This window comes from Microbacterium kunmingense, from assembly GCF_023155745.1.
In the GTDB taxonomy this organism is placed as follows: domain Bacteria; phylum Actinomycetota; class Actinomycetes; order Actinomycetales; family Microbacteriaceae; genus Microbacterium; species Microbacterium kunmingense.
The window spans coordinates 74,231-88,451 of sequence record NZ_JAKNUS010000012.1 but is presented as its reverse complement, the minus strand read 5'-3'; the positions used below and the strand labels follow the sequence as shown (position 1 = coordinate 88,451).

Annotated in this window: 13 protein-coding genes; 4 read left to right on the top strand and 9 right to left on the bottom strand. The window is 69.0% G+C overall.

Features of this window, described 5'->3' with window-relative positions; translation table 11 throughout:
• The first annotated feature begins 134 nt into the window (after positions 1 to 134).
• Both MA875_RS15460 and radA read left to right on the top strand, forming a co-directional pair.
• On the top strand, positions 135 to 1,679 hold the full coding sequence (locus MA875_RS15460; RefSeq protein WP_248243147.1) for an amino acid permease: 1,545 nt from the start codon (positions 135 to 137) through the stop codon (positions 1,677 to 1,679).
• Between the two features lie 97 nt (positions 1,680 to 1,776).
• A complete protein-coding gene (gene radA / locus MA875_RS15455; RefSeq protein WP_248243146.1) occupies positions 1,777 to 3,138 on the top strand; it encodes a DNA repair protein RadA in 1,362 nt (453 codons plus the stop codon).
• Between the two features lie 363 nt (positions 3,139 to 3,501).
• On the opposite strand, the gene MA875_RS15450 is transcribed toward radA, so the two are convergent.
• The 5 genes from MA875_RS15450 to MA875_RS15430 form a co-directional block, all read right to left on the bottom strand.
• Positions 3,502 to 3,909, bottom strand: coding sequence for a dehydrogenase (locus MA875_RS15450; protein ID WP_248243145.1), 408 nt, complete (start codon positions 3,907 to 3,909; stop codon positions 3,502 to 3,504).
• Between the two features lie 667 nt (positions 3,910 to 4,576).
• Complete coding sequence (locus MA875_RS15445; protein WP_248243144.1) at positions 4,577 to 5,302, bottom strand: hypothetical protein; 726 nt, start codon at positions 5,300 to 5,302, stop codon at positions 4,577 to 4,579.
• 114 nt (positions 5,303 to 5,416) lie between these two features.
• On the bottom strand, positions 5,417 to 5,695 hold the full coding sequence (locus MA875_RS15440; RefSeq protein WP_179561403.1) for a GlsB/YeaQ/YmgE family stress response membrane protein: 279 nt from the start codon (positions 5,693 to 5,695) through the stop codon (positions 5,417 to 5,419).
• 133 nt (positions 5,696 to 5,828) lie between these two features.
• Positions 5,829 to 6,332, bottom strand: a complete 504-nt coding sequence (locus tag MA875_RS15435) for an amino-acid N-acetyltransferase (protein ID WP_248243143.1) — start codon at positions 6,330 to 6,332, stop codon at positions 5,829 to 5,831.
• A gap of 89 nt (positions 6,333 to 6,421) precedes the next feature.
• A complete protein-coding gene (locus tag MA875_RS15430; RefSeq protein WP_248243142.1) occupies positions 6,422 to 8,947 on the bottom strand; it encodes an ATP-dependent Clp protease ATP-binding subunit in 2,526 nt (841 codons plus the stop codon).
• A 211-nt stretch (positions 8,948 to 9,158) separates the two neighbouring features.
• Between MA875_RS15430 and MA875_RS15425 the strand changes: the two genes are divergently transcribed.
• Both MA875_RS15425 and MA875_RS15420 read left to right on the top strand, forming a co-directional pair.
• Entirely contained in the window at positions 9,159 to 9,809 is a 651-nt protein-coding gene (locus MA875_RS15425) for a hypothetical protein (RefSeq protein ID WP_248243141.1), read from the top strand.
• Entirely contained in the window at positions 9,806 to 10,036 is a 231-nt protein-coding gene (locus MA875_RS15420; protein WP_248243140.1) for a helix-turn-helix domain-containing protein, read from the top strand. The genes MA875_RS15425 and MA875_RS15420 overlap by 4 nt, the downstream gene beginning before the upstream one ends.
• A gap of 230 nt (positions 10,037 to 10,266) precedes the next feature.
• On the opposite strand, the gene MA875_RS15415 is transcribed toward MA875_RS15420, so the two are convergent.
• The 4 genes from MA875_RS15415 to MA875_RS15400 all read right to left on the bottom strand — a co-directional run bounded on the left by MA875_RS15415 (position 10,267) and on the right by MA875_RS15400 (position 14,081).
• Positions 10,267 to 11,232 carry an endonuclease domain-containing protein gene (locus tag MA875_RS15415; RefSeq protein WP_248243139.1) on the bottom strand — a complete coding sequence of 322 codons (966 nt, stop codon included), beginning with the start codon at positions 11,230 to 11,232 and terminating at the stop codon, positions 10,267 to 10,269.
• 313 nt (positions 11,233 to 11,545) lie between these two features.
• Positions 11,546 to 12,298 carry a hypothetical protein gene (locus MA875_RS15410; RefSeq protein ID WP_248243138.1) on the bottom strand — a complete coding sequence of 251 codons (753 nt, stop codon included), beginning with the start codon at positions 12,296 to 12,298 and terminating at the stop codon, positions 11,546 to 11,548.
• Between the two features lie 52 nt (positions 12,299 to 12,350).
• A complete protein-coding gene (cls, locus tag MA875_RS15405; RefSeq protein ID WP_248243137.1) occupies positions 12,351 to 13,817 on the bottom strand; it encodes a cardiolipin synthase in 1,467 nt (488 codons plus the stop codon).
• Between the two features lie 51 nt (positions 13,818 to 13,868).
• Positions 13,869 to 14,081: a hypothetical protein gene (locus MA875_RS15400; RefSeq protein WP_248243136.1), complete on the bottom strand. Its 213-nt coding sequence runs from the start codon at positions 14,079 to 14,081 to the stop codon at positions 13,869 to 13,871.
• Positions 14,082 to 14,221: the final 140 nt, after the last annotated feature.

The following is a 14,221-nucleotide window of genomic DNA, read 5'->3' as shown; positions in this document are numbered from 1 at the left end:
CCGCCGACCGGAGGGCTCCGGTCGCGACCACTGTAACCGGCCGGGGCGAGATAAAGGTAGACACAGCCGACCAATGGGGCCACAATCATCCGCAAGGCGCGTACCCTCGCCGCACCCGAGCGCACGGAGGACCGATGTCACAGTCGAGAAGCGAGTCGCAGAAGGTCGCCGGAGCGACCTATACGCGAGCCGGCCAGGAGTATTTCGAGAAGCGTGGACTCAAACGCGCCGCGGGGATCTGGGGCCTCTGGGGCCTCGCCGTCGCGGCGGTGATCTCGGGCGACTTCTCGGGCTGGAACTTCGGCATCGACTTCGCCGGATTCGGCGGCATGCTGATCGCCTTCGCCGTACTGGTGCTCATGTACTACGGATTGATCTTCTCGATCGGCGAGATGGCGGCGGCCATGCCGCACACCGGTGGGGCGTACTCGTTCGCGCGCTCGGCGATGGGCCCCTGGGGAGGGCTCGTCACCGGCGCGGCGGAGACGATCGAGTACGTCGCCACCACCGCGGTGATCGTGTACTTCTCGGCGTCGTACGCCGACGCGATCACGAGCGAGCTGCTGAACCTCTCGCTCCCGCCGTGGGTGTGGTGGCTGGTGCTCTACGTGGTCTTCATCGCCCTGAACTCGGCGGGCGCGGCGATCTCGTTCCGCTTCGCGATCGTCGTGTCGATCATCTCGATCGGCATCATCGTCGTCTTCTCCCTCATGGCGGTCTTCTCGGGCGCGTTCCAGTGGGCGAACCTCTGGGACATCGCCCCCGACCCGGGCCAGACGGCGTTCCTCCCGCACGGCGTCTTCCCGATCCTGTTCGCCCTTCCCTTCGCGATGTGGTTCTTCCTCGGCATCGAGGAGCTGCCGCTCGCGGCGGAGGAGTCGCACAACCCGGTGCGCGACATCCCGAAGGCGGGGTTCTGGGCCCGCGGCACCCTCATCGTCACCGGGCTCCTCGTTCTCTTCCTCAACACCGGTGTCATCGGCGCCGAGGCGACCGGGGTCGCGGGCGAGCCGCTGCTCGACGGGTTCCGTGCGATCGTGGGTGACGAGGCGGCCGCGGTTCTCGCGCTCCTCGCCCTCGTCGGGCTCCTCGCGTCGCTGCAGGGGATCATGTTCGCCTACGGCCGCAACATGTACTCCCTTTCCCGCGCCGGGTACTACCCGCGCTTCCTCTCCCTCACCGGAAAGCGCAAGACCCCGTGGGTGGCACTGACCGTCGGTGCGGCGATCGGCTTCGTGGCGCTGGCGATTCTCGACACCCTCTCCGCGGTGAACGAGGGCGCCGGGGCTGTCGCCGGGGCGATCGTGCTGAACATCGCAGTGTGGGGCGCGGTGCTGGCCTACTTCCTCCAGATGGTGTCGTTCGTGCTGCTGCGCCGGAAGTTCCCAAACGTCGCTCGTCCGTACAAGAGCCCCTGGGGTGTTCCCGGTGCGGTGATGGCAGCGGTGATCGCGGCGATCGTCTTCGTCGGGTTCCTCCTGAACCCGACCTTCCTTCCGGCGATCATCGCGATCGTGGTGGTGTACGTCATCATCCTGCTCGGATTCGGACTGTTCTTCCGTCACCGTCTCGTGCTTTCGCCCGAGGAGGAATACGCTTTGTCCGGGGGGCGTCACGGCGACCCCCAGGCAGAGGGATACGACGCCATGGAGTCTCCGGTCTTCGGCAAGGACGCCTGACCTTTCTCACCGGGGCGAGGCGCTGCAGCTGGGGGGTTGCGGCGCCTCGCCGACGGTGAGCAGATCGGATGTCGGGGGTCGCGGCTAAGGTCGCACCATGCCCCGTCGCGCCGCCACCACCGCTCCCTACCGGTGCACCGAGTGCGGATGGACGACGGCGCGCTGGGTCGGTCGGTGCGGCGAGTGCCAGCAGTGGGGAACGGTCGTCGAGGCTGCCGAGCAGACCGGGATCGTGACGCAGATCACGCCGGTCGCGCCGGGCGCCCAGCGCGCAGCTCGACCGATCACCGCCGTCGATACGCGGGATGCCCCGCGCCGGACGACGGGGGTGGGCGAGTTCGATCGCGTCCTCGGCGGCGGCCTCGTTCCCGGCGCCGCCATTCTCCTCTCCGGCGAGCCGGGCGTCGGCAAGTCGACGCTGCTGCTCGAGGTCGCCGTGCACACCGCTCGCAGCGGCCAACGCGTGCTGTACGCCAGCGCCGAGGAATCGCTCGCCCAGGTGCGCCTCCGCGCCGAGCGCACGGGCGCCCTGCACGACGAGCTGTATCTGGCCAGCGAGACCGACCTGGCCACCATCCTCGGTCACATCGACGAGGTCGCTCCCGACCTGCTGATCGTCGATTCGGTGCAGACGGTGTCCTCCGCGCTGTCCGACGGCGCGGCCGGGCAGCCGAGCCAGGTCCGCGAGGTCGCCTCCACCCTCATCCGCGTGGCCAAGGAGCGCGCGCTGCCGACGATCCTCGTCGGACACGTCACGAAAGACGGCACGATCGCGGGCCCGCGCATCCTCGAGCACCTCGTCGACGTGGTGTGCCAGTTCGAGGGTGACCGGCAGACGTCGCTCCGCTTCGTGCGGGCTCTGAAGAACCGGTTCGGTCCCACCGATGAGGTCGGATGCTTCGACATGACCGGGGAGGGGATCGCGGAGGTGCCCGACCCGAGCGCGCTGTTCCTCGGGCACGGTGAGCCGGTGCCCGGCACCTGCGTGACGATCGCGCTCGAGGGCCGGCGGGCGATGCCCGTCGAGATCCAGGCGCTCACCATTCCGACGGCTTCCCCGAACGCGCGCCGCGTCGTCAGCGGCGTAGACGGAGCACGCGTGGCGATGATCCTCGCCGTGATCGAGAAGCGCCTCAACCTCACGGTCTCGGCGTGCGACGTCTACGTCTCCACCGTCGGTGGGGTGCGACTGCTCGAGCCTGCGGCTGACCTCGCCATCGCGGTCGCCGTCGTCAACTCGATGCGCGACCGAGCTCTCGCGCGCGGTGTCGCCGCGATCGGCGAGCTCACCCTGGCCGGTGAAGTGCGGCCGGTCACCCAGGCCGCGCAGCGGCGGACCGAGGCGGCGCGCCTCGGCTACGCGACCGTCGTCGACGCGTCATCCGGTCACCTCGCGGCCGCGCTCCGCGACCTCGTGCCGCACGCGTCGGGTCGCTTGCGCGACATCCCCGAGTTCTGAGCCGCGCGCGCGCCCGCGCGGCGCCCGCGCTGCCCGCGCGCGATCACCCTGCCGCCCATCCCAGCGGCACGCCGGAGGAGATCCGCAGAAGGGAGGCGCCGCCACCACCCCCTCAACCTCCCGTGCGTCGATCTCCTCCCGTGCGCCGCCGGCACGGAGCCACACCGCGGTGAACCCGGCGCGCGGCGCCCGGGCGTGCGCGTCGCCGAGCCCGGTCACCTTGAGACCCATCCCAGCGGCACACCGGAGGAGATCCGCACAAGGGAGGCGCCGCCGCCGCCCTCCAACCTCCCGTGCGTCGATCTCCTCCCGTGCGCCGCCGACACCCAACCCCCACCACGCGGCCACACATCGCGCGGCGCGTCAGGCGTCCAGCGCGGCGATGAGGTCGTCGGGTGACGCCTGCATGGGGTGCGGGCCGGCGATGTCGAAGAAGACCGTCTTCACGGCGTCGCGGTGACGGCCGAGGAACGCGCGCAGCCACGCGGGTGACTGCAGCGCCACCGTGGGCGGCAGGCTCTCGGGCTTGTGCGCGGCATCACTGAACAGCAGGAGTGCCAGGTCGCCCGACTCGGGGTCGCGGTATGTCCACACCTCGCCCGCATCGCGCGGGTCATCGCGCGCCCCGGCGCGCAGCAGCGGCACGACCGTCGGTCCGTGTCGAAGGGCGAACGCGACGGCGGCCATGTCCTGGGTCTGGAGCGCATCGCTGAGCGCGGTGTTGCGGAACTCCAGCTCGGGCACTCGTCGTGCGCGCTTCTTCCCCGCCATCCCTCCAGCCTAGGGGAACGTCAATGGCCCTCCCGGAGACCCTCTGCGAGGAGAGGATCGGCGGAAGGGCCATGCCCATCGGGGCATGTCTGGACGCTCGCTGGGGACGAACTCGCTGCTGGGGACAACGACGACCGCTCGTCCGATGGACGTGTCCAGGATACGTCCACGCATCGGCGTTTCGCTGTCCCCCAATTGGGGGACACGCCCGTGTCATCCGGGCCCTTCGGACTCGAATTTCCGCAGCCGCGGAAAAGAAGAAAATCTTGTCCCCCAAACGGTGGACAAGGCCGCTCGACGGCGGCTAGTGTGATCACGGCGATCGAGCGGGGCTGGGGCTACAAGCCGCTCGATCCAACTGGGGAAGCTGGGAGCCGAGGGGGCATGGGGGCCGACTGATCGTTCACAGCATGCGAATCCCCTCGCATCGATTGCTTCGATGCGAGGGGATCGCAATCCCGTCTGAAGCACGATACCGATTGGGGATTCGGACGGGCCGGCTGCTTGGGGGACGCCGGCCCGGTGCTGGGGACACCTGCGTGCTTCTGAGTCCAGGGACCAGCCCACTCTAACCCGGCCGCGGCGCCCACACGCCGCGGCCGGGCCGGTATACCGCCTGGTCAGACGATATATCGGTTCACGGTCGGGTACTCCGGGGCGACGGCGCTCACAGCAGCAGGAACTGCGCGGTGTTCGTGGAGTTCACGCCGCCGATCGAGACGTACAGGTGGTATGACGTGCCCGCGGCGGGCGCGGCCTGACGCTCCGTCCCGCCACAGCTCTCCACCGACGAACGGGTCCGATCCCAGGTGATCGGGGCCGCACTGGTGACGACCTGCCCGGCCTCGAGGAGGACCATCAGGTCGCTCGGCTCGGCCTGGCAATCGGTGGACTTCCACCACGTGTCGTTGCCGCTCATCACAGTGAAGACCTGACCCGTCGTCCCGACGTTGAGCGTGCAGGCGTCGCCGTTATTCGTGAGCCGGATCGACAGCTGCGGGTTCTCCCCCGCGGCATACTCGGTCTTGTCGGTCACCGCCTCGACGAGGAGGTCTCCAGGGACGCACGGTTCAGCCGATGGAGCGGCCGGGGCGTCGCCCTCGCCGGCCGCGGCGTCGGCGTCTGGCGCGGCGGTCGCATCACTCGGCCCCGGAGTGGGCGTCGCCGCCGAGCCGTCGGACTCCAACGCCGGCAGGTCGGTGGCCACCGGATCACCGGTCGGCGTCGAGGAGGCGACGGGCGCGGGCCCGTCGGCGGCGGATCCACGCCAGGGGGGCGCGACGACCAGCCACACCACGAGGCCGATCACGGCGAGCAGACCGAGGAGCACCACCAGGCGCCGCCGACGGTAGACCGCCGGTGAGTGGCGCCGGCGTGTGACGGTTCCGGTCATGCGACAAGGCTAGGTCGCGGTTCTCACCGGTCCTGGACGGCGCGCCCGAAGGCCCGGGAAACGACAGCGCCGACGCGCCGCCGTGAGGCGGGCGCGTCGGCGCGGAGACGTCGGTCAGCGGGTGACGCTGCGGTTGCGCGTGACGAGCACGTAGATCCCGAGCACGATGATCGCGCCGATGATCGAGCCGATGATGCCGGCCGGCTGCAGGAAGCCGCCCATGGGGTCGGCGCCGAAGATGAGGAATCCGAGGAACCCTCCCACGAACGAGCCGACGATGCCGAGCACGATGGTCAGCAGGATGCCCATGCTCTGCTTGCCGGGGATGACGGCGCGGGCGATGAGACCGGCGATGAGGCCGATGACGATGAGGCCGAGGATGGTCCAGAGCATGATCTCTCCTTGTGGGTCAGGCCATGGGGCCGGGTCCGCGCTCCGGGTGAAACGCTGCGTCTATCTGAGCAGACGCTGGACGAATCGCTCCAAGCCTTGCGCGGCAGAGAAATCGGGTGTAAGCGCCGAGAGGTCAGAGTGTCTTGAGCATCCGCGTGTTGCCGAGGGTGTTGGGCTTCACGTGCGCGAGATCGAGGAACTCGGCGATGCCCTCGTCGGGGCTGCGCACCAGCTGCGAGTACACATCCGAGTCGACGATCTGCTCGCCGATCTCGTCGAACCCGCGGCTGCGGAAGAAGTCCACCTCGAACGTGAGGCAGAACAGCCTGGTGAGCCCGAGGGTGCGCGCGTTCTCTTCGAGGCGGTCCACGAGAGCCCGGCCGACGCCGTGGTGCAGCCACTCGTCCGCGACGATGAGGGTCCGCACCTCACCGAGGTCTTCCCACATCACGTGCAGTGCGCCGCATCCGATCAGAATCCCGTCGGCGGTCTCGGCGACGACGAACTGCTGGGTGGACTCGTACAGCACCACGAGGTCTTTTCCGAGCAGGATGCGCTTTTGCACATAGGGCTCCAGAAGAGTCTGGATGCCGCGGATGTCGGCGGTGCGCGCGGGGCGGACGGTGTAGTCGGACATCGGCTCCACGATACGCCCCGTTCTCGGCGACGACAGACGAAGGGGCGGGCACCGGCATCCGGCACCCGCCCCTTTCGTTCCTCGCTCGCTCAGCCTCCGGCGACGATGTCCGGCGTCGCGCTGATCTCACCGGCGGCGCCGACCCCGACGGCGACCTTGTCGCCGCGCGGACCGTGCTCGAAGACGAACTCGCCGTTCTCGGCATCGACCTTCACGTGGTCACCGGGCTCCAGCTCGCCGTGGAGGATCTTCTCCGACAGGCGGTCCTCCACCTCGCGCTGCATGGCACGGCGGAGCGGCCGGGCGCCGAGCGCCGGGTCGAAGCCGATCTCGATCAGCTTGTCCTTCGCGGCATCGGTCAGCTCCACCGTCATGTCGCGGTCGAGCAGACGCTCGCCGAGGCGCTTGGTGAACAACCCCACGATCTGACGCAGCTCGTCCTTGTTCAGCTGCGGGAAGACGATGATGTCGTCGACGCGGTTGAGGAACTCGGGCTTGAAGTTGCGCTTGAGCTCCTCGTTGACCTTGCCCTTCATCCGGTCGTAGGTTGTCCCCTGGTCGCCCTCCACCTGGAAGCCGACGGGACCGCCCGCGATCGCCGACGAACCAAGGTTCGTCGTCATGATGATGACGGTGTTCTTGAAGTCGATCACGCGACCCTGACCGTCGGTCAGGCGACCCTCTTCGAGGATCTGCAGGAGCGAGTTGAAGATGTCGGGGTGGGCCTTCTCGATCTCGTCGAAGAGCACCACGCTGAAGGGCTTGCGCCGCACCTTCTCGGTCAGCTGACCGCCCTCTTCGAAGCCGACGAACCCGGGAGGGGCGCCGAACAGTCGCGAGACGGTGTGCTTCTCGCCGAACTCCGACATGTCGAGGGAGATCAGCGCCGACTCGTCGTCGAAGAGGAACTCGGCGAGCGCCTTGGCGAGCTCGGTCTTTCCGACACCGGTGGGGCCGGCGAAGATGAACGAGCCCGACGGGCGCTTGGGGTCCTTCAGGCCCGCGCGCTGACGACGGATCGTCTTCGACAGCGCGGCGATCGCCTCTTCCTGACCGATGACCCGCTGGTGCAGGGCCTTCTCCATGAAGACGAGGCGGCTGGACTCCTCCTCGGTGAGCTTGAACACCGGGATGCCGGTCGCCTGGGCGAGCACCTCGGCGATCAGACCCTCGTCGACCACCGCGTGCGAGGCGACGTCGCCTGAGCGCCACTGCTTCTCCAGGCGCAGGCGCTCAGCCAGGAGCGACTTCTCCTCGTCGCGCAGCGACGCCGCCTTCTCGAAGTCCTGCTCCTCGCTCGCGCGCTCCTTGTCCTCGCGCACCTTGGCGATCTTGTCGTCGAACTCGCGGAGCTCCGGCGGGCTCGACAGGATCGACAGCCGCAGACGGGCGCCTGCCTCGTCGATCAGGTCGATCGCCTTGTCGGGCAGGAACCGGTCGGAGATGTAGCGGTCGGCGAGGTTCGCGGCGGCGACGATCGCGCCATCCGTGATCTGCACCTTGTGGTGCGCCTCGTACCGGTCGCGAAGCCCCTTCAGAATGTTGATCGCGTGGGGCAGGCTCGGCTCGGCGACCTGGATCGGCTGGAAGCGACGCTCGAGCGCAGCATCCTTCTCGAAATGCTTGCGGTACTCATCCAGGGTCGTGGCACCGATCGTCTGCAGTTCGCCCCGGGCGAGGAGGGGCTTGAGGATGGATGCCGCGTCGATGGCGCCCTCGGCCGCACCGGCGCCGACGAGCGTGTGGATCTCGTCGATGAACACGATGATGTCGCCGCGGGTGCGGATCTCCTTGGTGACCTTCTTCAGGCGCTCCTCGAAGTCACCGCGGTAACGGGACCCCGCGATGAGCGACCCCAGGTCGAGGGAGTACAGCTGCTTGTCCTTGAGCGTCTCGGGCACGTCACCCTTGACGATCGCCTGGGCGAGGCCCTCGACGACGGCGGTCTTGCCGACACCGGGCTCACCGATGAGGACGGGGTTGTTCTTGGAGCGGCGCGAGAGGATCTGCATGACCCGCTCGATCTCCTTCTCGCGGCCGATCACCGGGTCGAGCTTGTTGTCGCGCGCGGCCTGCGTGAGGTTGCGGCCGAACTGGTCGAGCACCTGCGAGCCGCCCTGCGGGCCGGAGGTCTGCTGCTCGCCGGCGCCGGTGGAGACGCCCGCGGGCTCCTTGCCCTGGTAGCCCGAGAGCAGCTGGATGACCTGCTGGCGCACCTTGTTCAAGTCGGCGCCGAGCTTGACCAGCACCTGGGCGGCGACGCCCTCGCCCTCGCGGATGAGGCCGAGCAGGATGTGCTCGGTGCCGATGTAGTTGTGGCCGAGCTGCAGCGCTTCGCGCAGCGACAGCTCGAGCACCTTCTTCGCGCGCGGCGTGAAGGGGATGTGGCCGGTGGGCTGCTGCTGCCCCTGGCCGATGATGTCCTGCACCTGCTCGCGCACGGCGTCGAGCGAGATGCCGAGGGACTCGAGCGCCTTCGCGGCAACGCCCTCACCCTCGTGGATCAGCCCGAGCAGGATGTGCTCGGTGCCGATGTAGTTGTGGTTGAGCATCTTCGCCTCTTCTTGGGCGAGCACAACCACACGACGGGCTCGGTCGGTGAATCTCTCGAACATCGTTCACTCTCCTCCAGGACGCTTCGGGTCGGCTCTCCCCCTGCGTCTTACATCGAGGGTAGCCAGCAGGCCTCGGCCCGATGCCCGTGTTCGCCGTGGGCATAGCGTCACCCGCGATGTGCCGGCGCGCCGTGGCGCGCGGCGGACTTGCGTCGCGGCATCCGCTGACTTATCGTTTTTCGATAACAACGTTTATCGATATGAAGGCGGGATGAAGATGACGACGGCACAGGCGACCGAACCGCAGGTCTGGTCACGATGGGATGCTGCGGCGATGTGGTTCTACGGCCTCCTCGGCGTGGCTTTCGTGGTGTGGACCCTCGTGGGGGCGACAAGACGCATCATCGAGGTCGTCGGAGGCGCCGCAGGCGGGGCGGGCGGCACGGTTCCGGTACTCGGGGAGTTCGCCGGCACCCCCGCCGAGGCGCCCATCGGACCGGACGGCGCGGCGGTGACCGTCGAGCTCGACCGCGCTGTGCTGCTTCCGACCGAGCTCCCGATCGCGTCGACCGTCGCCCTGGTGCTGGAGCAGGTGGTCATCGCGCTGTCGGTGACGCTCGCCGTCGGCTGCCTGCTGGTGCTTACCTGGAGCATCCTGCACGGGCGGCTGTTCAGCCGCCGGAACACCGCCCTCGTGGCCACCGCGACCGGCGCCGCGCTCGTCGGCTTCGCCGGCGCACCCTTCTTCGCGAACATGGGGGCCAACGGCGCGTTCGCGTGGATCTCGGATCGCACCTTCGACAACGTCCTCCTCTCGGTCGATCCGGTGCTGTGGTTCGGCGTGGCGTTCGTAGGGTCGATCGTCACGACCGCGTTCTCGGTCGGCGCGCGCCTGCAGCGCGACACCGAGGGCCTCGTATGACTCCGGCGGAGGACGAGGGCCCCACGGGGGTCCACTGCCGCCTCGACGAACTGCTCGAGGAGCGCGGGATGACGCTGACCCGCCTGTCGGAACTGGTGGGGGTCTCGGTGGTGAACCTGTCGGTCCTGAAGAACGACCGAGCTCGCGCCATCCGGTACTCGACACTGTCGGCGATCTGCCGCGTGCTGGACTGCGAGATCGGCGACCTTCTCGTGCGCGCCGACTGAGCGTCGCGCCCGGCGTGCGCCGCGCGATCATCACGCGAGCGCGCCGCGCACGCGGTTCACGAGCGCGGCTGCGCCCTCTGGTCCGGCTGCGACCCGTCTCGCGCCCGGCTCGCTTCGCCTGTCGCATTCGGCTCCCACCGGCGACAATCCGCGACAGGTGAACCGGGTGTTTCCGATTCACCGGACGCAAATGAGCACCCGCCCCAACCCTTTGCGACAGGCGAGGGGCCTCATCGCGGAAGGCGAGTGGCGAAGGCCCTTCGCACGCGGGCGACAACTTCTGCCGGGTCGGTGAACAGTTGCTTCTTGGTCACGCGAATGATGATCCAGCCGGCCGCGGCGAGCCGCTCGTACCGCGCGATGTCGAGGGCCCATTGCTCCGGGTCGAGAAGGTGGTGCTCTCCCTCGTACTCCAGGCCGATCTTGAGCTCGGGGTATGCCAGATCGAGTGCGGCGAGGTACATCCCGGCTTCGACGACCTCGAAGTTGAGCTCCGGCTCCGGAAGGCCGTCGTCGACCACGACGAGTCGCAGGTGGGTCTCGGGGCGTGACGCCGACCTGGTTCTGATCTGCGGAAGGGCCTTCCGCAGACGCACCACTCCGACTCGCCGTCCCGCTTCGGCGGCGGCAGCAAGCTCGTGCAGTTCAGCGAGGGGTGCGGTCACCCTCCAACTTCGAACCGCGGCGTCGCCGACGGCGACGACATCGCGAACGTCCGGGAGCACCGCTGCCAACGCAGCCCACGTGGTCGCTGGGCTTGTCACGAGCAGGCCGGTCGCCGGGTGCCGTCGAACGTGCGTCAGCTTCTCGTGAGCCTGGTGTCCTCGCACGCCTCGTCCGCGCGGGGCGCGACCCGGCGCCCAGACGGAGACGTCGATCGATTCCGTCCGCACGAGGCTCGCCGGAAGCGGCAATCCCCACAGCACCGCGGCGGTGACGTGACTGAAGAAGACGCCTGTGGCAGCGACCGCGGAGTAGGCGAGGGCGCGGTAGATGTGAGCTTCTTCGTTGGCGCCTCGCGCACCGAGGATCGGGGTGGACCACGACGAGCTGACGTCGGGGTCGAGGGAGCGAACGCCGTGGAATGGCCGCCGGAATGACGGGTGGCGGAGGCGAGCACGGGTCAAGCCGGCACGGAGCGCGTCGCCCACCCGGAAGTGCGGTCCGAGTTCGGCGGGGAGGAAGGGTCGTGACATGCGGAAACCCTGCCGAAAGGCGCGGCGCCACCGACGTTCTCAGGCCTCATCTGTGGGCAACTGTGCCCCCGCCTCGCCTGTGCAGGAGCCGATCATGAATGCGCCTCGCCGTCTCGCTGGTCGCGAATGGCGCGTGTCAATCGCACTTCGAGCCAGGCGAACGCGGGTCGCTGGGCGCAGTGCGCATTCGCCTGACTGAATGTGCGGCGGCCGCGCGCAAGGTGTGACAGGCGAGGACAGAGCACGACGTGCGCGAGCGAGCGGGCGAGCGGGAGCGCGAGAGGGCGCGGGACCGCGCGCGAGCGCGCGCGCCTCAGGGGGTGCCGAGAACCGGCAGCCGGATGTCGGCGAACTCGCCGCCCGACAGCACAGCCGTGACCGCCGCGTCGTCGTCGACGGCTCCGGTGACCGCGACGACGGTGACGCGCGGCGCCATGTCGGCGGTGCACACCTGGTCGGCGACGGGCTCGGCGAAGCGCACCTGCACCTCGGCGCCGGCCGCCTCGGCGGACTCCAGCACCGGCGGGCAGGTCGAGGACCCCCAGCTGAGGATCAGCATCATGTCGTCATCGGCCCACCCCGCGCTCGGCGCGAACTCCTCGGGCACGGCGATCTCGCCCTCGAGTCCGTCGAGGTCGGTGTCGTCGGCGTAGGTGCCGGTGACGACGATCTCGAGCTCGCGGGTCGGGTCGACGCCCTCGGGCAGGCCCACGTACGACCCGCGCGGCACGAGGTCGCGCGTGCACGCCTCGCCCTCGGGGTCGCTGATGTCGACGGTGAGCACGCCGTCGGCGTAGGTCGGCTCACCGATCACCGGCAGACACGACGACGACCCGTACGTGACCAGTCCCACGCCGCGTCCGCCGTCGAGCCACGCCGCTTCGACGTCGTCCGTCCCCGCCGCGCCGCCTGACGCCCCGGGCGACGCCGACTCCGACGCCGAGCCCGACGCCGAGGGCGCCGTCGACGCCGCGCCCCCACTGCCCGCGGGTGTCGCGCACCCGGAGAGCACCGCCGCCCCCGCTCCGAGAACGACGAAAGCGAGAAGCAGGCGAGGTCGGGTCATGCCCACATCATCCCGCGAACGGCGGCCCGCGTCATCCGTCTTCTGAAACGCCCTACTGCAGCGCCGACGTGAGCCGGGCGATGTTGTCGATCACGGTCGAGCGCAGCGGCTGCTTCAGCCACTCCTCGAGCGTCAGCTCGCGCGACAGCGAGCGGTACTTGTCCTCGACGCCGCGCATCTCGCGCACGAACTCCTCGCCGCGCACGAGCATTGAGATCTCCATGTTCAGACCGAAGGAGCGCATGTCCATGTTGCTCGATCCGATGACGGCGATCTCATCGTCGATCGTCATGCACTTGGAGTGCAGGATGTACGGCTTCCGGTACATCCAGATCTTCACGCCGGCACGCAGCAGCGCCTCGTAGTAGCTGCGCTGAGCGTGGTACACCATCGCCTGGTCGCCCTCTTCCGAGACGAACAGCTCCACCTCGAGGCCCCGCTGGCACGCGGTCGTGATCGCCAGGAGCAGCGCCTCGTCGGGCACGAAGTACGGGCTGACGATGATGATGCGGCGCTGCGCGTAGTACAGCAGCGCCGCGAAGAGCCTCAGGTTGTTCTCGGAGTCGAACCCCGGGCCCGACGGCACGATCTGGCAGTCGAGGTCGCCGTGGCTGGACTCGACCTTGAAAAGGTCGATCTCATCGGTGAGGATCTCGTCGGTCTCGCTGTACCAGTCGCTGAGGAACACCGCATTGATGGATGCCACGACGGGGCCGTGCAGCCGCACCATCAGGTCGACCCAGTGGAGCCCCCGCTTGATGTTCTTGCGGAGGTTGTACGTGGAGTCGGTGACGTTCTGCGACCCCATGTAGCCGACCTTGCCGTCCACGACGAGGAGCTTGCGGTGGTTGCGGAGGTCGGGCCGCTGATACTTCCCCTTCAGCGGCTGCACCGGGAGCATGAGCTTCCAGCGCGCCCCCATCGCGTCGAGCCGGCGGAGCGTCTGCTTGTAGAACGGCTTGCCGCGGTTGGCCCAGTGATCCAGGAGCACCCGCACGACCACGCCGCGCGCGGCGACCTCTTCCAGCGCGGCGAAGAACTTCTCGGTCGATGCGTCGGTCTGGAGGATGTAGAACTCCACGTGCACGTACCGCTCGGCGGTGCGGATGGCCTCGGCCATCTCGTCGAGGCTCTCCTGGTAGTCGGAGATGAGGTGCGCGTCGTTGTCGCCGGCGAGGGGCATCGCGCCGAGGGCGCGGTTCATCGTCACCAGCGACTGGAACCACTGCGGGGCGTGCGGGCGGAGGGTTCCGAAGTCGAGCCCGGCGCTGGTGTCGCGGATGTACTGATTGATGGCGTCCTGCTGGCGCCGGCGCTTGCGCGGCAGCCGCGGGTTGCCGATCAGCAGGAAGAGGAACACCCCGATCAGGGGGATGAAGTAGATGGCGAGCAGCCACGCCATGGCGGCGGTCGGGCGACGGTTCCGCGGCACGTAGATGACGGCGAGGATGCGCACGATGATGTCGAAGACGAACACCAGGATGAGCCACCACGACGCATCCAGTGTGATCTCGATCACATCTCCCCCGTTCGCCCCGCCCGCCCACTGCCAGCGTAGCGGCCGGCGCCGTCAGCGCCCGGCGGCGGGCGCCGGGGGCGCGTCGGGAGCCGACGACGCGGGGGGAAGGCCGCGCTTTGCGCGCTCCTGCGCCTCGATACGGGTGTAGGCGCGCCGCTCATTGCGGTCGGCGTGCAGGATGCTGCGGAGGATCCAGAAGAACAGGGCGCTGACCACCACGGTGGGAAGAAGAGTCCACGCCGCTGCGATCCAGAAGCCGTCCATGCCTCCAAGGATACGCGGGCCCACCCTGGGCACGGCCCGGGAGAGAGCGGATGCGACGGCGCGACCTCTCCTGCACAGCCGGCCGGATCCGCGAGTTGACCACAGAGTGCAGCACGCGGCCGCCACGGACGTCCGAGGGC